16 protein-coding genes are annotated in these 21,685 nt (G+C 42.4%); 13 read left to right on the top strand and 3 right to left on the bottom strand.

Features of this window, described 5'->3' with window-relative positions:
• Nucleotides 1-301 precede the first annotated feature (301 nt).
• The 6 genes from Q0F90_RS00705 (at nucleotide 302) to dcuC (ending at nucleotide 6,903) form a co-directional block, all read left to right on the top strand.
• Nucleotides 302-778, top strand: coding sequence for a YhcH/YjgK/YiaL family protein (locus Q0F90_RS00705; protein WP_296002152.1), 477 nt, complete (start codon nucleotides 302-304; stop codon nucleotides 776-778).
• A gap of 1 nt (nucleotide 779) precedes the next feature.
• Entirely contained in the window at nucleotides 780-1,673 is an 894-nt protein-coding gene (locus Q0F90_RS00700) for a DMT family transporter (RefSeq protein WP_296002149.1), read from the top strand.
• Nucleotides 1,674-1,820: 147 nt separating this feature from the next.
• Nucleotides 1,821-2,771 (top strand): DMT family transporter, encoded by a 951-nt coding sequence (locus Q0F90_RS00695; protein WP_296002146.1) that lies wholly within the window; start codon nucleotides 1,821-1,823, stop codon nucleotides 2,769-2,771.
• 191 nt (nucleotides 2,772-2,962) lie between these two features.
• The gene (locus Q0F90_RS00690; RefSeq protein ID WP_296002143.1) at nucleotides 2,963-4,258 is read left to right on the top strand and encodes an amidohydrolase; all 1,296 of its coding nucleotides are present in this window, start codon (nucleotides 2,963-2,965) and stop codon (nucleotides 4,256-4,258) included.
• Between the two features lie 20 nt (nucleotides 4,259-4,278).
• On the top strand, nucleotides 4,279-5,523 hold the full coding sequence (locus tag Q0F90_RS00685) for a M20 family metallo-hydrolase (RefSeq protein WP_296002140.1): 1,245 nt from the start codon (nucleotides 4,279-4,281) through the stop codon (nucleotides 5,521-5,523).
• Nucleotides 5,524-5,649: 126 nt separating this feature from the next.
• Nucleotides 5,650-6,903 (top strand): C4-dicarboxylate transporter DcuC, encoded by a 1,254-nt coding sequence (gene dcuC, locus Q0F90_RS00680; protein ID WP_296002137.1) that lies wholly within the window; start codon nucleotides 5,650-5,652, stop codon nucleotides 6,901-6,903.
• 273 nt (nucleotides 6,904-7,176) lie between these two features.
• Here the strand turns inward: dcuC and Q0F90_RS00675 are convergent, their stop codons facing one another.
• Nucleotides 7,177-8,046, bottom strand: coding sequence for a LysR family transcriptional regulator (locus Q0F90_RS00675; RefSeq protein ID WP_296002134.1), 870 nt, complete (start codon nucleotides 8,044-8,046; stop codon nucleotides 7,177-7,179).
• Nucleotides 8,047-8,244: 198 nt separating this feature from the next.
• Between Q0F90_RS00675 and Q0F90_RS00670 the strand changes: the two genes are divergently transcribed.
• Genes Q0F90_RS00670 through Q0F90_RS00660 form a run of 3 tightly spaced genes read left to right on the top strand, consistent with a single transcriptional unit; the run spans nucleotide 8,245 to nucleotide 13,130 of the window.
• Nucleotides 8,245-10,542, top strand: a complete 2,298-nt coding sequence (locus Q0F90_RS00670; RefSeq protein WP_296002131.1) for a hydratase — start codon at nucleotides 8,245-8,247, stop codon at nucleotides 10,540-10,542.
• A 24-nt stretch (nucleotides 10,543-10,566) separates the two neighbouring features.
• The gene (locus tag Q0F90_RS00665) at nucleotides 10,567-11,706 is read left to right on the top strand and encodes a 2-methylaconitate cis-trans isomerase PrpF family protein (RefSeq protein WP_296002126.1); all 1,140 of its coding nucleotides are present in this window, start codon (nucleotides 10,567-10,569) and stop codon (nucleotides 11,704-11,706) included.
• A gap of 2 nt (nucleotides 11,707-11,708) precedes the next feature.
• The gene (locus Q0F90_RS00660) at nucleotides 11,709-13,130 is read left to right on the top strand and encodes an anion permease (protein ID WP_296002123.1); all 1,422 of its coding nucleotides are present in this window, start codon (nucleotides 11,709-11,711) and stop codon (nucleotides 13,128-13,130) included.
• A 199-nt stretch (nucleotides 13,131-13,329) separates the two neighbouring features.
• Here the strand turns inward: Q0F90_RS00660 and Q0F90_RS00655 are convergent, their stop codons facing one another.
• Nucleotides 13,330-14,508, bottom strand: coding sequence for an MFS transporter (locus Q0F90_RS00655; protein WP_296002120.1), 1,179 nt, complete (start codon nucleotides 14,506-14,508; stop codon nucleotides 13,330-13,332).
• Nucleotides 14,509-14,539: 31 nt separating this feature from the next.
• A complete protein-coding gene (locus Q0F90_RS00650; RefSeq protein ID WP_296002117.1) occupies nucleotides 14,540-16,768 on the bottom strand; it encodes a sel1 repeat family protein in 2,229 nt (742 codons plus the stop codon).
• Between the two features lie 581 nt (nucleotides 16,769-17,349).
• Between Q0F90_RS00650 and Q0F90_RS00645 the strand changes: the two genes are divergently transcribed.
• The 4 genes from Q0F90_RS00645 to trpC form a co-directional block, all read left to right on the top strand.
• Nucleotides 17,350-18,819 carry an anthranilate synthase component I family protein gene (locus tag Q0F90_RS00645; RefSeq protein WP_296002114.1) on the top strand — a complete coding sequence of 490 codons (1,470 nt, stop codon included), beginning with the start codon at nucleotides 17,350-17,352 and terminating at the stop codon, nucleotides 18,817-18,819.
• On the top strand, nucleotides 18,819-19,385 hold the full coding sequence (locus tag Q0F90_RS00640; protein WP_296002111.1) for an aminodeoxychorismate/anthranilate synthase component II: 567 nt from the start codon (nucleotides 18,819-18,821) through the stop codon (nucleotides 19,383-19,385). Before Q0F90_RS00645 ends, Q0F90_RS00640 begins: the two co-directional genes overlap by 1 nt.
• Before the next feature lie 339 nt (nucleotides 19,386-19,724).
• A complete protein-coding gene (gene trpD / locus Q0F90_RS00635; protein ID WP_296002108.1) occupies nucleotides 19,725-20,735 on the top strand; it encodes an anthranilate phosphoribosyltransferase in 1,011 nt (336 codons plus the stop codon).
• Nucleotides 20,736-20,738: 3 nt separating this feature from the next.
• A partial coding sequence (gene trpC / locus Q0F90_RS00630) for an indole-3-glycerol phosphate synthase TrpC (protein ID WP_296002105.1) occupies nucleotides 20,739-21,685 on the top strand: 947 nt, incomplete at its 3' end.

Below are 21,685 nucleotides of genomic sequence, written 5' to 3'. Positions count from 1 at the left end.
ACAATTGCATAATGAACAATTTCATAGCATAACAATTGACGAAAGTCATAAATCTAAATAGTATTTTACACTAGCCCTCCATATATGTAGCGTATGGAGGGCTTTTACCATGCTGAAAATAGATTAGGATAGACCTCAGTTGATAATGAGGTGTATTTGCGCGTTAACCACTTGTAGAGATAGATATAATAGAAACATTGGAATCGCTAGTTCTTTGTGTATATATGTGCTAAGATAAAAAGATAAATATCATTACAACTGTGTGCTTATTATATAAATAGATAGTGTGAAAGGATCGTATATGTTTTTCTCTAGCATTACTGCAGATTATACAAAAATGGGCTATCCTAAAGCCATCGTACGAGCTTTGGATTTCTTAAAAAATACAGATTTGAAAGCATTGCCTGGTGGTCGTCATGAAATTGAAGGGGATATGATGTACGCCAATGTAGACGATGTAGAAACAAAATTATTTGAAACTACAAAACCAGAGTCTCATCGTAATTATGTAGACATTCAATTCATGGTAGATGGGGAAGAGAACATGGGCTTTTTCGTAGACAAAGGCCTCGTTAAACCTGTGGAATCTTATCCAGATCGTGATTGTTATTTCTACCCAAACGAAACTGTCGATGAAGGACAAATCCATTGCCCAGAAGGGTACTATACAGTATTCTTCCCATCCGATATCCACCGCCCACTTCTTGCTGTAAACGATAAGCCTATTAAAATTCGGAAGGTCGTTGTGAAGGTTCACGTATCCTTGCTCGGTGAGTAATATGCAGCGATATGAAATTATTGGTGTTTTACTAACCCTACTAGGTGCTGTTTTATGGGGCGTGTCAGGTGCATCAGTACAGTTTCTAAGCAACTTCAGGGATATGAATTTAGAGTGGCTAGTCACCATGCGATTAATTACGGCAGGGCTATTGACTGTAATCTATGCATGGTTTAAATATGGCAATTCTATTTTCAATGTCTTTCGTAGTTTGAAAGATACAGTAGGCTTAATCGTGTTTGGCGTATTTGGCATGGCCTTATGCCAATATACATATTTTAAATCCATTGCTCTAGCTGGGGCTGGCATTGCGACGGTACTACAATACCTTGCACCGTCCATGATTATTATTTATATGCTAGTTCGTTACGGCAAACGTCCCTCTAAAGGCGAGATTATTTCCGTTATACTTGCCTTAGTAGGCACCATATGCCTGATGGGGAATGATGGTTTTTCTATGGAAAGCTTCCCCCTCGCAGTGCTCGTATGGGGGCTATTATCTGCTGTCGGTGTTGCTGTATATAGTATTTCTCCTGTGGATTTACTATATAAATATGGCACCTTGCCGATTGTAGGCTTTGGTATGCTCCTCAGTGGTATTGTTGCTGCCATATTGTTTCATCAACCTAATTCGTATGCTATGTGGGATGTATGGACCGTCGTTGGCTGTTTCAATGTTGTTTTTCTTGGGACCATCGTATCCTTTAATGCTTACTTGGAAGGTGTTAAACGAATAGGTGCGGTGCCAGGATCTATCTTGTCATCGATCGAACCGATTTCGGCGGCTTTCTTTGGATGGGCTTTTTTAGACAATCAATTTAGTCTGTTAGGTTTAATTGGCATGGCTATGATTATTGCCACTGTTGTTATTATTGCCCTAGAAAAACGCAATTAATCTAAGGTGATCGATTTAGATTAGCCTATATTGATTTAAACATATCTATAATTTAATGTTAGAGGTTTCATCTCGGTGTATTGCACGGGCTGGGGCCTCTTTGCTATTATGATACATAATGTGAAAGTAGTGGTTCTAGGAGGCTATATGGACGAAAAGCAGTGGATAGGGATGGCCCTTGCCATTTTAGGAGCCCTGTTTTGGGGGCTTTCAGGTACATCCGTACAATATCTTGAAAGCGCAAAGCACTTAAATGTAGAGTGGTTGTTAGAGGTACGATTACTAGTTGCAGGCTTTTTGACGATTGTATTAGCCTACATGCAAGACGGTATGCGCATCTTTGATATCTTCAAAAATAAAAAAGATTTTGGCAAACTGCTCATCTTTGGCATATTAGGTATTGCTTTAGCTCAGTATACATACTTTAGAGCCATTGCTATTTCCGGTGTTGGGGTGGCTACGGTCCTTCAATATGTAGCACCGACGATGATTATTATCTACCTCTTTTTACGATACTTTAAAAAGCCGTCTTTTGCGGAATCTTGTTGTGTTCTGCTAGCTATGGTTGGTACGGTATGTATTGTTTCCCAAGAGGGGTTGGATCTTTCTAAAATTAATGGGGAAGCCATGATTTGGGGCCTCGTATCGGCAGCCAGCATTTGTGTATATACATTGCAGCCCATTGAGCTTTTGAAAACATATGGTACTACATCGATTGTCGGTTTTGCTATGTTTATCTGTGGATTTATTTCACTGGCTATGTTTCAGCAAATCGACTCCGAAGCGATTTGGGATAGCATGACATGGTTAGGGCTCTTTGCTATTATTATCCTCGGTACAGTGGTATCTTTTAATGCCTATATCGAAGGGGTGCGTCGCATTGGTGCCGTACAAGGTTCTATACTTTCATCATTAGAACCGATTTCAGCAGCACTATTTGGCTGGGCCTTGCTTGGTAATGAATTCACCATTATCGGTATCTTTGGTATGTTCTGTATCATTGCTACCGTGTTTATCATCGCTTGGGATCGACAACGACAAATTAAACGAGAAGTACTAAAAAAATTAAATAAAGAGGAAATTGTGCATACTTATTAGTCATAGTGTGTATGTTTTTTATTTCTAAAAACATCAATATAAGTTATAATAGAGGTAAGAATTATTATTGATGTGTATAGAAATTTATAATACTATGTACATCATCTTAAGGATTGACTATTTAATTAGCTATTTGTGTAGCTCTTCATATAGTTGAAGTATAGGTATTTATTGTATTTTAGGAGGTAAGTATGTCTGTAAAAGATTTCGTACAAAAACGCCGTGAAGCATTAATTGGAATGCGCCGTGATTTTCATAAGTATCCTGAAACTGCTTGGCTAGAATATCGTTCTGCAGCTAAGATTGCGGAAGCGCTCATTTCCTTGGGTTATGATGTAGCATTAGGCGAAGAAGTTCTTGATTTGGATTCTCGCATGGGCTTGCCTAGTAAGGATGTTATGAGTGCTGCTATGGCTCGTGCTATCGATGAAGGTGCGAATCCAGAGTTAGTAGAAAAATTAGGCTTTGGTAAAACAGCGATTGTAGCAACTATGAAGTTCAGTGATGACGGTCCTGTGGTGGCATTCCGTGTAGATATGGACTCTAATGATGTTATCGAATCTAAAGAGGCTAGCCATGCACCGGTTAAGGGTGGCTATCGCTCTTGTCATGATAAAGCGATGCATGCTTGTGGTCATGATGCACATATGGCAATGGGTATTGGTCTTGCAGAATATGTGGCAGAGCATAAAGATCAATTCAAAGGTACTATTAAATTGATCTTCCAACCTGCAGAGGAAGGCGTGCGCGGTGCTAAAGCAATGGTTAACGCCGGCGTAGTAGATGATGTAGACTACATGTTTGGTTTGCACATTGGCTTCAATGAAAACTATGCAAATTGTTTTGCTTGTAGTAATCATGGCTTCTTGGCTACTACAAAACTTGATGCTGTGTTCCACGGTTATGCTACTCATGCTGGTAGTTCTCCAGATAAAGCGAAAAATGCAATGCTTGCAGGCTGTACAGCAGTGCTTAATTTACAAGCCATTGCTCGCCACGGCAAAGGCGCTTCTCGTATGAACGTTGGCATTTTTGAAAGTGGTACTGGCCGCAATGTAACGCCAGATACAGCAGTTCTTAAATTAGAAACTCGTGGGGCTACTACAGAAATCAATGATTACGTAATCGGCCGTGCAGAAACTATTATTAAAGCCGCTGCAGAAATGCATGATTGTACCTATGAAATTATAAAACAAGGTGAAACTCCATCTTGTCGTATGAGCGATGAATTGGCTCCTGAAATCCAATCTATTATTAAGCCTCTTGGTATCTTTAGAGACGTTCCATTAGATTATAGTGGCGGCGGTAGTGAAGACTGTGCATACTTCTTGAATCGCGTAATTAGCCGCGGTGGCATGGGCACGTATATGCTAGTAGGCTCCGCTATTAAAGCTCCACATCATAATCCACTCTTTGATATTGATGAAGAGGATATGCTTAACGGTGTTATTGCATTAGGAACTATTGCAGCTCACTATTTGAAATAATATAGATTGTGAGGTTTGTTATGATTCAACGGGAACGCTTAGCTAACGATTTTGAAGCTATGTCACACTTTACTGCACCTGGTGAAGGCATTAATCGCCTTGCTTTCACCGATGCAGACTGGGCAGGCCGTCAATATATTATAGATCGCATGATTGATGCGGGACTCACTGTTGAAACGGATGGATTTGGTAATGTCATCGGTTATAAAATCGGTAAGAAGCCTGAATTGCCAGTAGTCATGGTTGGCTCTCATACGGATAGCGTTCCTAATGGGGGCAATTACGACGGCGTGGTAGGTGTATTGTCTGCCATTGAAGCGGTTCGTAGTATAAATGATGATGGTTTTGACCACGATCATACGATCGGTGTTGTGTCCTTTATGTGTGAAGAGTCTGGCCGCTTTGGGGATTCCACACTGGGGAGTAAGGCGATGCGCGGTGAGTTGACCGTACAAGACTTACATCGCTTAGTAGATAAACAAGGCACTTCCTTATACGACGTTTTGAAAGGTCGCAACTTAAATCCTGATGAACTTGCACAGGTGGAATATAAGCGACCGGTAAAATCTTTTACAGAAATTCACATCGAGCAAGGCAAGGTACTAGAGCACGAACAGAAACGTATCGGTATTGTCACTGGGATTGCAGCACCAGAACGGTTTTATGTGACCATTCGTGGTAATGCTGATCATAGTGGTGCTACGCCGATGAACTTGCGCCATGATGCGCTCTGTGGGGCATCTAAAATCATCCTTGGTATCGAGGAAATTGCAGCTATGCAAGAAGAACCTCCAGTAGTAGGCACTGTCGGTGTTGTAGAGGTTACACCGGGGGCGATGAACGTCATTCCTGGAGCAGTAAAGCTAGGCGTAGATATCCGCAGTATCTCTGAGGTTGCTCGCAACTCGGTGATTACATTGGTTAAAGAATTTATCGATGTTACTGCTGAAAAACGTGGCTTATCCTATACGATTGAACCTATTGCACAAGATCATCCAGTAGCGATGCATCCTGCTATGATTAGAGAAATTGAAGAGGTTGTTATATCATTAGGCGTAGAATATATGGCTCTGCCGAGCGGTGCTGGTCACGATGCCATGCACTGGGCTGATGATGTGCCAACGGGCATGATCTTTATTCCATGCCTTAATGGTATTAGTCATAATCCAGCGGAGTTTGCTGAGATGGATGATATTGTAATGGGTGCTCAAGTGCTAGATCATGTACTACGTAAACTTAGCCTAGAGGCTACACAACTTGCTTAAGGGTAGTTAGCGTTGTATATGTAAAAGTGTGTGTCAGAATGTGTATGTAGGAATGTATATTTCTAGGATTTTCTCTCGTAGAGTTTCGAATCTACTTGGACTAGGAATATGCAGATTGGAGAGTTTATGGTTATTGCAGGTGTTGTTATTGTAGTGGCAACATTTATTGCTATTATTAAACAGTATGAAACGCGGCTCGTATTATTATTGTCGGGCCTCTTGATGTGCTTTATTGGCGGTAAACTAGGGGCCGGTACGACGGCTTTTGTAAAAGAGCTTACCAACCCAGGTCTAGTGCCGACCATTTGTACTGTTCTTGGTTTTAGTTATGTTATGGAATACACAAAATGTACAGAACATATGGTGTATTTTATCTCCGCTGGCCTCAAGAAGATGACTAAGATCATCATCCCTGGTGCCGTTATTATTACGTTCTTAATTAACATTGCGTTACCTACAGCGGCAGGCTGTGCGGCAGCGGTTGGTGCGCTCTTGATTCCAGCTCTTATTCGCTCTGGTGTACATCCAGCAATGGCTGGTTCTGCTATCTTCCTAGGCACGTGGGGTAGCTCCTTGAGCCCAGGCCTTATGTTTAACCCTCAAGTAGCACAACTAGCTGGTGTAGATGTAATGACAGTTATTGCGAGCTTCTCCATGCAAGCCATGATTGGCATCGTAGTAGCTGCAATCTTACTTAACATCGTAGCTATCGTTAAGAAAGAACATACAGGGTATGTAATGAAAAATGATGCTGCTGAGGAAGGTAAAGAGTTTAAAGTAAATTATCTCTATGCTATTATCCCTATCATTCCTCTTGTATTGCTTGTATTAGGCAGTAAACAAGTGGCAGTGATTCCGGAAGTTTCCGTTCCTGTATCTATGCTCATTGGTACAGCAATTGGTATCGTAGCGGTTCGTCCTAATGTAACAGAAGCGGTGAAGAAGTTCTTCCGCGGTACTGGCGATGGTATGTGTGATGTAGTAGGCCTCATGGCTGCTGCAGCATGCTTCACAGCTGGTATGCAACTGATTGGTCTTACTAGTGCTCTTATTGATGGCATGAAGAACTCTCAACAAATCGCTCAAATTGGTGCGGCCTTTGGTCCATTCTTGTTGGCTGTTATCTCTGGTTCTGGTAATGCAGCAGCCCTTGCCTTTAACGGTGCTGTAACGCCACACGCAGCAGACTTTGGGTATGGCATTATGGAACTTGGCTCCATGGCGCAAATCGGTGCTGGCATCGGTCGTAGTATGAGTCCAGTAGCAGGCGCAGGTATCATTGTTGCAGGTATCGCAGGGATCAACCCTATGGAAATGGCAAAACGCAATGCAGTGCCATGTATCATTGCGACAGTAGTAATTATGCTATTGTTACTATAATTAAATAGAACTATAGTAGTGCTTTAAACTGAGATTTAAATTGATGTTTACATAAGACTATATAAACTAAACCCCGTCATGATTATCTATGTCATGACGGGGTTCTTTGTTTTATAATTTAGTTTTTACGCCTATAATTAAGTTTTTAATTCCATGATTTTTTCGTATCTTTTACAAAAGTAGATATAAGAAAAATTTATGGATACCAAAGAAAAGAGCAATTTGTTTTTATTGCACTTTCATAATATATTATATGTATTAAAGGAATAGATACTATGCTTTAGTATTGGACCAGGTTTTCATAAATGAGTAAAAAGCCTGTACTGGCTTGGATTCTAGGGCACTATGACGTGTGTACATCCACGTATCACGAGTCATGATATGACCATCGAGCGCCTTCAAGGTTTCCTTAAATAGGTTAGGGTAATCATTACCACAGCTTTGGGTGAGGATGGTGAAACCAAGTCCTTGGTTGACGAGCTTCATACACGTATCGATGTCGTTTACCTCAATGGTGCGCATCGGTGGTTGTGAGTAGTGGGAATACCACCAATCATCAATGGTTTGTTGTAAATTCGGATCTGTTTGATAGTGAATATACGGCAGATGTGGTAAGTCCCCCACAGCACAAGGCGTTTTATTAAAGAAACAGAATGGTTCAGACCAAATATGTTCTTTCGACTCAGTCCAAGTGTGAGCACCGCGGATGATGGCCGCATGTAGGCGACCTTCAAGGAAGTCGTGGTATAGCTTATAGCTAAGGCCCGTATACATGATGATATCGATGTGCGGATAAGCCTCTTTAAAGGTGGATAAGATATGGGGAATATGGTACTTTGCGAATACATTTGAGCATCCTAGGTTTAATGTACCGCGTGGTTCACTGCCCATAGCTAATAGCTCTTGGCGCACCGAAGTATAGGAATTGAGCAAATCTTCGGCGTAGCGTACTAGGCGCTGACCTTGATAGGTAAACTCTACACCGCGAGCCTGTCGATTGATGATGGGACAGTTAAATTCCTTTTCTAATTTTTTTATTCGTTCACTCAATGCCGGTTGCGTCATAAATAGACGACGCGCCGCATAAGTAATATTATTTTCCTCTGCTAAGGTTTTTAAAATTGTACAATCTTTCGTGTCCATAAACTCTCCTTTACATATGTATTATTGTACTCTATCCCATAGAGTTGGTACAGATGAGGGGCCGCTAGGGCTATACAGATTAGATATAACTAACGAATAGATGCTAATAAGAGGAATGAAACTTTCACCAATACACATGGTGAAAGTATAGTGTTTGTAAAGGTTTACACATGCCTGAAAGTAATAAAGGAGCAAGTCATGGTTGAGTTAATTTCAAATGGTGTATTTTTATATCACGGTACGGATATCGTTCCTGCAGATTCTAGTGCAGCCCTTGATCAGCAAGAAGTTTTTAATAAAGAGCACGCCTATAAGGAAACGATGGCGTACCGTATTTTAATGGACCACCAACAACATGAAGGTGATCAAGATTTACGCATCAAATTTGATGCTTTAACATCTCACGATATTACTTATGTTGGTATTATCCAAACGGCTATTGCCAGCGGTCTCGATAAATTCCCAATCCCTTATATTTTGACTAACTGTCATAACAGTTTAGCAGCGGTAGGGGGCACAATTAACGAAGACGACCATGTATTTGGCTTATCCGCAGTAGAGCGCTTTGGCGGCGTGTACGTACCTCCTCATCTTGCAGTTATTCATCAATACATGCGTGAAACAATGGCAGGCTGTGGCAAAATGATCCTCGGTTCCGATAGCCATACTCGTTATGGTGCGCTTGGAACTATGGCAATTGGTGAAGGTGGCCCAGAGCTTGTAAAACAATTGCTTGGTCGTACCTATGATGTACAACGTCCAGAGGTTATTGCGATTTATCTTGACGGCAAACCTAAACACGGTGTAGGTCCACAAGACGTGGCTCTCGCAATTGAAAAAGCAGTATTTAAAAATGGCTTTGTAAAAAATAAAGTAATGGAATTCGTAGGCCCTGGTATTGAACACTTATCCATGGACTTCCGTAATGGCATCGATGTAATGACTACAGAGACTACATGCCTTACAACAATCTGGAGAACAGACAGCACTACAAAAGAATTCTTAACACTTCATGGCCGTGGTGATGCGTACAAAGAGCTTAACCCTGGCGATGTGGCTTACTATGATGGCCTTGTAAAAGTTAATCTTGATGAAGTGGAAAGCATGATTGCTATGCCATTCCATCCAAGCAATGTATATACCATTAAAGAGATCAACGAAGGCGGTCGCGATTTATTAGCAGAAATCGAGCGCCAAGCTGTTGAGCAATTAGATAACAAATCCTTGTCCTTGCAATTGCCTGAAAAACACTTCGATGGCAAATTACATTTAGATCAAGGTATCATCGTAGGTTGCTCTGGTGGTTTGTATGAAAATATTATGCAAGCAGCGAATATCGTACGTGGTAAGAGCGTAGGTTCTGGTCGTTTCGCGTTCAGCGTATATCCTTCTAGCCAACCAATTTACTTAGAACTCATGAAAAATGGTGCTCTTGTAGACCTTATGAGCGCAGGTGCTATTGTGCGTACAGCATTCTGTGGCCCTTGCTTCGGCGCAGGTGATACACCTAATAATACGGGCCTCAGCGGTCGTCATGCGACACGTAACTTCCCGAATCGTGAAGGTTCTAAACCAGGGAATGGTCAAATCTCCTCTGTTGCACTGTTAGACTCCCGTTCCGTAGCGGCTACGGCTATTAACAGCGGTGCGTTGACTGCGGCAACTGAAATCGAATATGATGATGCAGTACCAGCATATCACTATGATGATAAACCGTATGTAAGTAAAGTATACAGTGGCTTTAATGAACCTAAAAAAGATGCGGAACTCATTTACGGTCCATCCATTAAACCTTGGCCTTCTATTAAGGAATTGACACCAAATGTATTGCTTAAAGTAGCTGCTTATATCGATGATCCTGTAACAACTACAGATGAATTGATCCCATCTGGTGAAACATCTTCCTTCCGTTCTGACCCATATGCATTGTCTGAATTTGCCTTGAGCCGTAAAGTTCCTGAATATGTAGGTCGTGCTAAAGCCGTTCGTGATTGGGAAAAATCTCGTCAAGAAGGCGACAGTGCAGCAGATTTAGTAACTGCATACGAAGAGGTAAAACAAGCTCTTGGTCTTACAGAATCTGTAGAAGAGATGGCTAAATCTACAGCTGTGTCTAGCATGGTGTACGCTAATCGCCCTGGTGATGGCTCTGCTCGTGAACAAGCAGCATCTTGCCAACGCGTATTAGGTGGCGGTGCTAACATTGCTATTGAATATGCTACAAAACGGTATCGCAGTAATGTCATTAACTGGGGTATGTTGCCGTTCGTAACTAGCGAAGAAGACTCCAAAACTATGGCAGTAGGCGACTATGTATATGTGCCAAATGTACGTGAACAACTATTCTCTGACTCCGATGATTACAAAGCTTATGTTATCAGTGGTGGTGTGAAGAAAGCAGAAATTACATTGCATTTAGGTCACCTCAGTGATGAAGAAAAAGATATTATCGCAGCAGGTTGTCTCATCAACTACTACGCAAATAGCAAAGCGTAAGTGGTGAACTAAAAGGAGTATATTATGAATGGGTATAAAGAAATTCCTGTTACCTATATGCGCGGCGGTACTAGTAAAGGGGCGTATCTGTTAAAAGATACGCTTCCCACTGATCCAGCCGGACGAGATCGTATGATTTTAGATTTATATGGTTCTCCTGATGCACGTCAAATTAATGGTATCGGTGGTGCTGATCCATTGACGAGTAAGGTAGCTATTGTAAATCCTTCTGACCGGGATGATGCAGATATCGACTACACCTTTGGGTATGTAGGTATCGCTGATGCGGTAGTGGATTACGAAGGGAACTGTGGCAATATTTCTGCTGGTGCAGGGGTATTTGCTATTATGGAAGGCTTTGTGAAAGCCGTAGAACCAGAAACAGTAGTTCGTATCTTTAACACGAATACCAATAAGGTTATTGAAGCGCATGTGCCAGTTCGAGATGGTAAACCTGTCATTGACGGTGATTTTGCTATCGACGGTGTACCTGGTACGGGTGCTCGTATTACATTATACTTCTTGGAGCCAGGCGGTTCTAAGACAGGTAAGCTATTACCAACAGGCAATGTACAAGATACCATTACATTGGCTGATGGTCGCACAATCCAAGTTAGTCTCGTAGACGCAGCTAATCCAGCTGTATTTGTAAAGGCTACAGACCTTGGTTATGAAGGCACGGAATTACCGGCTTTCACAGAAACGGATGGCGGTGTATTACTCAATACACTTGAAGATATTCGCACTACTGCGGCTGTGATGATGGGACTTGCTCCATCTAAAGAGGCCGCTAGTCCTGCAGTTCCAAAGGTATGCATGGTGTCCGCACCGCAAACCTACGTAGCAAGCGATGGTCGAACTATTGAGGGGAATAGTATAGATATCGTAGCTCGTACAAAGGCTCTAGCTGTAATGCATAAAGCGTATGCTGTTACAGGTGGTATTTGTACAGCTACGGCAGCGCTTATTACGGGCACAGTGGCGAACGAAGTAGTGAGCGAACGTGCTAAAGAAACGAATCAAGTTACTTTAGCGCATCCATCAGGGAAATTTGATTTCGAAATATGCCTAACCAAAGATAATGGTTGGCATGTGGAGAAGGCGGGCGTCGCTAGAACAGCGCGACCGATCATGAAAGGCCTAGCTTATGTTAAAGGAGAGTAAGAATGAATAAGCTACTTAAAATTGCAATTATGTTTGCCATTCCTCTGGCAATGTGGTTCATTACACCGCCAGAAGGTTTGAGTGTTGAAGCTTGGCGACTGCTAGGTTTCTATTTAATGGCTATCGTTGGTCTTGTTGTTAAACCTTGGCCGGCACCAATTATCTTGTTATTATCTATTGCAGGTTCTGCAATTTTCTTAAACGCTACGAAAAACGTATTGTCTGGTTATGCATCCACAACAGTATGGTTAGTATTCTCTGCGTTCTCCCTCAGTGTGGCATTCGTAAAAACAGGTCTTGGCCGTCGTATTGCGTACCTATTGATTAAATCCTTAGGTCACACTACATTGCGTCTTGGCTATGTAACTGCTTTATTAGATCTTATTATTTCTCCAGTAACACCTTCCAACACAGCACGTTGTGGCGGTATCGTGTTTCCAATCATGAACTCTGTAGCAAAAGCGTTAGGTTCTGAGCCTGGTGAAAGCGCTAAAAAAGCTGGTTCTTACCTCATGGTTAATACCTACATGGTTACTAAGGTAACAAGCTTAATGTTTGCTACAGCAATGGCACCAAACTTATTGGCTGCTGACTATATGCACAAAATCCTCGGCGTAGATCTCAACTGGGGCCTCTGGGCATTAGCACTTGTAGTACCAGGCCTTGTAATGCTTCTCATTACACCTGCTTTGGTATACTACTTAGACAAACCATCTATTCAACACATCGACTCTCACGCGATTGCAGATGAAGGTTTGAAAGAACTTGGACCTATGTCTGGTCGTGAGAAATCTCTTATTGCTATCTTTATCCTTGCCTTAGTTGGTTGGGCGTTGCCTTCTATCTTGACGCAAGGCTTTGGTATTAAATTCTCCCTTGATGCAACAGCAGTAGCTATCGTAGCCATGGTAGCAGCCCTTGTAACAGGCGTAATCAAATGGGAAGATATGCTTGAATCCAAAGGTGCTTGGAACACGTTGATCTGGTTCGGTGGTATCATCGGTATGTCCAGTGCATTGTCCAAGGTTAAATTCTTTGAATGGCTAGCTGACTTCATGGGTACACACTTCAACTTCGGCGACAACCCTATGATGGCTCTTATCATCATCGGTGCTATCAGTATCGCTGTTCGTTACTTGTTCGCCTCTGGTAGTGCCTACGTTGTAGCCATGCTTCCAGTATTCCTTACTGTAGGTAAAGTAGCGGGTGTAAACCCAATGGCGTTGTCCTTGTTACTAGCTGCAACAAACTCCTACGGTGGTGCCTTGACTCACTACGGCGGTGCAGCGGCTCCAATCGTATTTGGTGCAGGTTACAACACTGTTAAGAGCTGGTGGATTATCGGCGGTATCTTCGCTATCATGTGCTTCATCGTAAACCTTACAGTGGGCTACGCATGGTGGGAAATCCTCGGTATCCTCTAATATCTAACTAGAGACAATAGTTATTCTATATACGTAGAATGATTATCCCCTAGATGGTGAAAGTTTCTGAACTTTTACAAAACAACATAATGAAAGAGCTGTTCCAGAATCAGTAATATCTGAGTTCTGGAGACAGCTCTTTTTATTTGTTTATATAGTTTCTTTAATGCATTTGCACTGTTTTCGTTGTATTACGGTGTTATTTTAGTTTTAACGCAACCCATAGGGCGGCACCCATAAAGGTGAGGCTACAGGCCCAGAAGAGGGCTGTGAAGCCAAATTGAGCGGCTACAATGGAACCGCCAAAGGAGCCTAGGAAGTAGCCCATAAACAAACAAGATTGATTGTATGAAAATACTTGTCCCGTATACTCCTTAGGCGTTTTTGATGCCAAATACGTATTGAGGGCTGGCAACATACCACCTAACCCAAACCCTTGTAAGAAACGGATAAACCCGAGTACATACACAGAGTCCACATAGGCTTGCGGTATATTGAGTAGGCCTACATAGATCATGGAGTAGATAAGGACCTTTCTAGGCCCTATACGGTCTACTAATTTACCGAGTGGCGAGCTACTCAAGAATTGTGCTACGCCCATAGCGGAAAATACAGCGCCTGAAATAAAGGCGATATTTTCCGCATTGCTTGGTAGCATGCCTTTTACATAGACCGTCATAATGGGAGAGATGGCGGTAACTGAAATAGCATACAAGAAGGATGCCGCCGATAAAGCGACTAAACTAGAAAATTCAGGCAAGTGGGACTTAAGATTTCTAAAGGTTTGCTTCTCTACTAGGGGCTTTGGCACATAGTTTTCATGTACCAGCATAGCCGTTAAGCCAAAGGAAATAAGCATAAGGGCGCCGATGATAAAGAAGTCATTTCGAATGCCTACTACATCACTGAGATACCCACCTACAAGGGGACCTGCTAGTGAACCTGCAAGGTTAAAGGAAGCTATAATACCTAGGGCCCAACCCGTATGATTTTGCGGCGTTTCTGACGCAATGAGCGTTACCGATGCAGAGTAAAAACCGCTTACTAAACCTTGCAACGTACGAACGAGGAAAACACCTTCTGGTGTAGTCTGAAAGCCCAATAAAATACTACATATAGCCATACCGAGACTAGAGCGGATGAGGGTAATCTTTCGTCCTTTACGGTCTGCCAATCGTCCCCAGAAGGGTGCGGCTAAGCAGACGATGAGGAAGGTGATCCCCATGGAGGCACCGGACCATCGTGCTATCGATCCCGTATCGCTTAAGCCCATTTCATGGAAGTATAGGGGGAGAATAGGACTCACCTGACTAATGCCGAGGGACATGAAGAATACGCAGAATGCGCATATGTACACCGTTCGTTTCCACGTTTCCAAAGTATCCCTCCTTTAGTCTTGTAATTAACTATTAGTCTTTCTTTTTAACTTCTTCCCAATCGCTTAAGTCAGGAAGTTTATTGCTTGTTATAGATTCTTGGATCCAGTAGTTAATAGATGTTAAGTTGCTAGACTCCCGTTTAAAGCCATATACGATGTCATCTTCTACGTCGTCTTCTATAGTGATATAGAGAGAAATGTGTAAGTTTTTACCTTTTCCGCGCTCGATGAAGTAGCTAATACCTTGAGCGTCGAGGTTAGATGGGCGAACCGCAATGATATCATACTTGCCATTGGCTACGCCTTCTAAGGCATCCTTAATCATTTGATTGGAAAGTTCATATTGATTGAGGTAGAAAATATCGTTGTCGCAAGTTAATACGTATTCTCGAGGTGGCGTAGTATTTTTGTACTGTTTCTCCCAGCTTTCATCAATAACAGGCAAGGTAGCATGATCATAGAATTCTTTAATTAAAGCGAGACCTTGTGGAATGGACATCTCCTTAAAGTATCTTATTTCATATACCGTAGGCTCCAAGGTTTCATCGCGTTCCGTAGTATCCTCAATGTAGCCGTATAAATAGATAGTACAAGAATTTTTATCTTCGTTGTGGAACATAACGATACTGTACACATAGTGAATTACGTTTTCTATGGATTGGCGATTATCATAGATGATAAAGCTGAGATATTTTTGTGTATCCCACTCGCGCTCGATGAAATTCCAGTCGTATTTATTAGTGCGCCAACCAGTAGTAGAGTCCTCGAAGATTTCTAATACATCAACGGAGTTTTGAGGCCAAGCAGGTGGCATTGGATTACATGTTGTAGAAGATTGCGTTATCCCTTCTTTGTACTGATAATGTCCATCAACAAGTTCAAAGGCTTCTAATCGCTCGGATGCTTCGTCAGGAATTGCCAATGGCTCACCAGTGCCCAACCAATTGTCGTTTCTCGTGTTGAGACGGTTGATGCTTTCACGAGCATGCTCGTAGAACGTAACGGCTTGGTCTAAATCAGGTTCTTTTGTAATGGTACCAGTTTCGTAGCAATAGCCCGCTGCCAGTTGCCATAGATGGTCCGCATAGTCATAACTACCGTATCTATCGAAACATTTGCTAGCCTGATTAACGCACTCTATGGCGGTTCTTATAGCAGGAGTATTACCTTTTTTGAAAGTAAATACATACGCCAGATATGGCCAAATACCATCGAGATTGTAAATGGCGGGTTGTTGCAATAAGTGAGCGATGCGAGACCAGTCTTGAGACTGACCATCGATATTCAAGGTGCGAAGAATGATGGCTTGCATTGTGACATAAGCGTGGTCATTAAAGTCTAAATGATCTGGGCTTATAGCGGCACGTTCGTAGTATTTGAGGGCCTTTTGAATATCTTGAGGGATTCTTTTGTTAGATTCACATGGTTTTGCATAGTATTCGGCAGCTTCACGCAAACACATACCATTATTCATGGCTGCGCCGCGCTCAAAATATTCGAGAGCTCGTTCATGCTCTCCACGAGACTTACAAATATCGCCTGCTAAATACATCATGAGTGGCAAACCTGCTTCGGCTCCTTTAAAAATGACTTGCTCTTCCATTCTTCTATTGTCTTGCTCTACATAGGTGACGCGCAGATTACGGTACGCTATGACAAGGCCTGCGTCAGCAGATTTATGCAACCATTGTTGAGCAATAGCATTTACCTTGTTGGCTAATCTACGTTGATCTGCTTGTACAAATAGGCCTTTTAAGAATTGGACAACACCAGATGGTTCACCTTCATTAGCCACCTTTTTGGCAGACGGTAAGATGTGGTAATCTCCCCATTGATAGACATTGGCAATGGCGTAGGCACAGTAGGAACAACCCTTTTGGGCGCCTTCATAGACGCGCTGGAATGCTTGATCCTTTGTCATAGGCAACTCTTTTTCAATGGTTGGTGTAAGGGCGCCAGAGGTACGCATAGCCTGTAAAATAGCGATGGCACTGCCTTTGCGGATGGCCGTATGTAAGTAACTATACGCTTTAGTATCATCCTCAGGAAAACCTGCTTCAATCCATGTGAACTGAGGGCCAGAATAAACGCGCGCCAAAATAGCATACGCATCGCCGATACCTGGAATCTTTTGACCTTCCTCGTCCAATTTCACTAGGGCATCAAGCTCAGCCTTGCCTGCCCAAGCAATATCTTTATTACATTGATGGAATATTTTATTGAAAGACTGCTGTATTTGATCAGTAAAATAAAAACTCATTCTCTCTCCTCCTCATAATAATCAGTAGAAGCTGATAACATATGTAATTTCAGTATACTATTAGTATTTAGGGGAAAACAATATAAATATTCTGAATTTGCTAAGGTAAATAGGGATATATTATTTTATTACAAGTAACGATATTATATGATTGATGAATCTAAGGATAAGGTGAAAGTTAAGATTTTCCTTGACTTTCATTCTATAGAAACATTATAATCAGATTATAATTTTATACTCGCCTAAAGAAACCGATGAGGTGGAGATAAAAATAGGAAATGCACTCACAGAGAGCGGGATTAGCTGAGAACCCGTAGTACGCAGCTTATTAAATGGACCACCGAGGGCGCATGGAACAGAATGAACTTTCATTCCTAGTATGGTGCGACGTCACACGAGCGTTAGTCGTGAGGGATATGTTAGTATCCTGCGAAAGGGGAATGCACTGCATTCAAACAAGGTGGTACCGCGATTTATAGCATAATACAACTGTATTGTAATAATAGAACTATAAACTCGTCCTTGACGTTATATTGTCATGGGCGAGTTTTTTTATTGGCAAATGCCAGATGGAGGTTCTCATGATTTTCCCTAGTCTTGACCGTGTGAAAGCTATCGCACCGGGCTACGATATCGTGCCTGTATATATGGAAATTTTATCCGACGTACGCACACCGATTAGCGTGTTGAAAGCGTTAAAACAAGTGAGTAGTCATACGTACTTGCTTGAAAGTGCAGATAATAGTAATCATTGGGGCCGTTACTCCTTCTTGGGCTACGACCCTAAGATTGAGCTCTTTTGCAAAAATCATAAAATGACCATTAAAGATGGTACAACACGTACTTTTGAGTGCTCTGACCCTGCTGCAGAAATTCGCAATATTTTAAGCCAATATAAAAGCCCTCGTTTAGAAGAGTTACCAACCTTCACAGGTGGCTTTGTAGGTTACTTTGCTTGTGAATACATTCGTTATATCGAGCCAACACTAGATTTCCCTACGCCAGATGATGACTCTGCTATGGTAAACGATGTAGACCTTATGCTCTTTGATAAGGTTATTGCTTTCGATCATTACAAAAATAAAATCTACTTGATTGCTAACATTAGCACAAACGATTTAGAACGCAACTACTACAAGGCTGAGCTGGAGTTGAAAGCATTAGCTGATCTCGTTGTAAATGGTAAAGAGGCGGATATTCCAAAAGGGATCCTTAAAACAGAATTCACTTCTGAATTTACAAAGGATGAATTCGAAGAGGTTGTTAAAAAGACACAACACTACATCAAGGAAGGGGATATCTTCCAATGTGTTGTATCTAACCGCCGCGAAGCTGAGTTTGAAGGCAGCTTGTTAAATGCGTACCGCGTATTGCGTACATTGAACCCATCTCCATACATGTTCTACCTATCTGGCGGAGATGTAGAGCTTACAGGTGCTTCTCCAGAAACATTGGTAAAATTGACAGATGGCAAAATGTACACCTTCCCAATTGCAGGTACTATGCGCCGTGGTAAAAACGAAGCAGAGGACCTTGCCATTGAAGAAAAACTTATCAACGACGAAAAAGAATTGGCTGAACATAATATGCTCGTTGACCTTGGCCGTAACGACTTAGGTAAGATTTCTAAATTCGGTTCCGTAAAAGTTGAAGCCTTACATATGTTGCAACGTTTCTCCCATGTAATTCACATTACATCTACTGTAAGCGGTGACATTCAAGACGGCAAAGATGCCCTCGACGCTATCGGTGCTACCTTGCCAGCAGGCACCTTGTCTGGTGCTCCTAAAATTCGTGCTATCGAGATTTTACACGAACTAGAAAAAAGCCCACGCGGCGTATACGGCGGCGCTGTAGGTTACATTGATTTCTCCGGTAACATGGACGTATGTATCGGTATCCGTATGGCTATGAATAAAGGCGGCAAGGTCTATGTTCGCGCTGGTGCTGGTATCGTTCGCGATAGCGTTCCTGCTAGTGAATACAATGAAACATTGATCAAAGGCCAATCCATGATTTCCGCAATTACAGATGCACAGGAGGTAGAATAATGGTACTCCTTATAGATAATTACGATAGCTTCTCCTTCAATTTATACCAATTAGTAGGCTCTATCGATCCAGATATTAAAGTCATTCGCAGTGATGAATTAACAGTTGAAGAAATCCGCGCTTTGAAACCAGATTACGTGATACTTTCACCAGGACCTGGTAGACCAGCTGATGCGGGCGTATATGAAGACCTATTGCGCGAATGCAAAGGTGAATTCCCAATCCTCGGCGTATGCCTAGGCCACCAAGCCATCGGCGAAGTATTCGGCGGCACCGTTTCCTACGCAAAACAAGTTATGCACGGCAAACAAAGCGTAGCCAAACAAGTACACCCATCCAAAATCCTTAAAGGCGTACCTGAACAATTTGAAGTCGCTCGCTACCACTCCTTGGCAATCGTAGACGAAACTATGCCAAGCGAACTCATCGTCACATCCATTACAGACGACGGCGAAGTAATGAGCGTAGAACACAAAGACTACCCAATCTACGGCGTGCAATTCCATCCGGAATCTATCATGACACCGAACGGGGAACAAATGATTCGTAATTTCTTAGAAAAATAGCTACTGTCTAATTTAGGTATTCGAGGGGCTATTCTTAAGTGCAAGCACGTTGAGGCAAAAATAAGGTCTCTCGGAACTCCAAGTGGCCCCCACATAAAGAAATGACCTGTGCGTTACTCCATATAATGCGCAGGATCATTTGGTAATAGTTTGTTTGAGGGATATCTATTAAATTGGTATGATTTTAGCCGGATAGGTACGATTGGGTTATGTGCGAAGCCGACTTGGCGCCCCGCATAGCGGGGGGGTGGCCTCTTGGAGGCTGAGGGCATGACCCAATCGTTACCGACTAAGTAGAATGGTATTAATTTAATAGATATCCTCAAAAGGAGATTTAAAATGATTAAAGACGCATTATATGCAGTAACGCATGGTCAAGATTTATCCTACGACCTTGCTAAAGATACAATGAACAAGATTATGAGCGGCGAGGTAGCCGAGGTTCCTATGGCTGGTTTCTTATGCGCCCTAGCAGCAAAAGGCCCTACTGTAGATGAGGTTACAGCTTTCGCTGAGGTTATGCGCGAGAAGGCTGGTTCTGTGCCTCATGACGGTACTGTTGTAGAAATCGTAGGTACTGGCGGCGACGAAGCTAATACGTTCAATATTTCTACTACATCTGGTTTCATTATTTCCGCTGCAGGTATTCCTGTAGCAAAACATGGTAACCGCAGTGTATCTAGTAAATGTGGCGCTGCTGATTTGATCGAAGCATTAGGTGCTAAATTAGAGCTTAACGGCGACCAAAACGAAGCAGTTCTTAATAAAGCAAATATGTGCTTCATGTTTGCTCCTGTATATCACCAAGCGATGAAGTATGCAGGCCCTGTACGTAAAGCATTAGGCGTTCGTACCGTATTCAACATCCTTGGACCTTTGGCGAACCCAGCAGGCGCTACCGTAGAGTTGATGGGTGTGTACGATAAATCTTTGGTAGAACCATTGGCTCGTGTATTGGCTAACCTTGGGGTTAAACGCGGTGCTGTGGTACACGGCTTCGACGGTCTTGATGAGATTACGGCAACTAACAAAACGTACGTATGCGAAATTAATAATGGAGCTTTCACAAGCTACGAATTCGATCCTAAAGAATATGGTTTCGAATACGCTGATAAAACTGAGCTCGAAGGTGGCGATGCAACAGTAAATGCTGAGATTACACGCCGCGTTCTCGGTGGTGAGCAAGGTGGTAAACGCACAGCCGTTCTTCTTAACGCTGGTATGGCGATTTACCTAGCAAAAGATGGCATTACATTAGCAGAGGGTATTGAAGAGGCGAAAAATATGATCGACTCTGGCAAGGCTCTTGCTACAATGGAACAGTTTGTGAAAGCCACACAAGAGGTATAACCATTGATTTTAGATAAGATTGTAGAGGCTACTAAAGTTCGCGTAGCCCAAGAAAAAGCGGTGGAAACGCCTGAGGCTGTGAAAGCAGCGGCCTTAGCATTACCATCTGATACAGGATTTCCTTTTGAAGCAGCCCTTCGCCAGCAAGACTTTAACTTCATTTGCGAAGTGAAGAAGGCATCTCCATCTAAAGGCATTATCGCTGAGCATTTTCCCTATTTAGACATCGCTAAAGAATATGAAGTGGCTGGTGCTGCAGCTATCTCTGTTTTGACTGAGCCTGACTTCTTTAAAGGGGACAAAAAATACTTGCAAGAAATCGCTAGTACCGTAAAAATTCCTGTACTACGTAAAGACTTCATCATCGATGAATACCAAATCTACCAAGCAAAGGTGTGGGGCGCTAGTGCAATCCTATTAATCTGTGCATGCCTAGATGTGCCTACATTGACTAAATTCCGTGAACTAGCCGACTCTCTTGGCTTATCCTCTTTAGTAGAGGCTCACGATGAGCAGGAGGTGCAAATGGCCATCGATTGTGGGGCTCGCATTATTGGCGTTAACAACCGCAATTTGAAAGACTTCACAGTAGACGTACAAAACAGTGTGCGCTTGCGCAATCTCGTTCAAGATGATGTGATCTTCGTATCTGAAAGCGGTTTAGAAACGCCAGAGGATATCCAAGTGTTGCGTGATAATAACATCGGCGTAGCCTTGATGGGTGAAACCTTTATGCGCTCTCCTAACAAGGTGGAGAAACTAGCATATCTCTATGGCCCAACCTACTACACACCAAAGGTTAAGATGTGCGGCATCTCCAAGGTGGAAACAATCCCTACTGTAGTAGAGGCTAAGCCAGACTACATGGGCCTTGTATTTGCACCAAGCAAACGACAAGTCACTGTAGATCAAGCTAAGACATTAGTGGACGAACTCCATAAGCAATATGC

Source organism: uncultured Veillonella sp. (assembly GCF_934190855.1).
GTDB lineage: Bacteria > Bacillota > Negativicutes > Veillonellales > Veillonellaceae > Veillonella.
The sequence above is the reverse complement of the archived record's forward strand: the minus strand, read 5'-3'. Positions and strand labels throughout refer to the sequence as shown.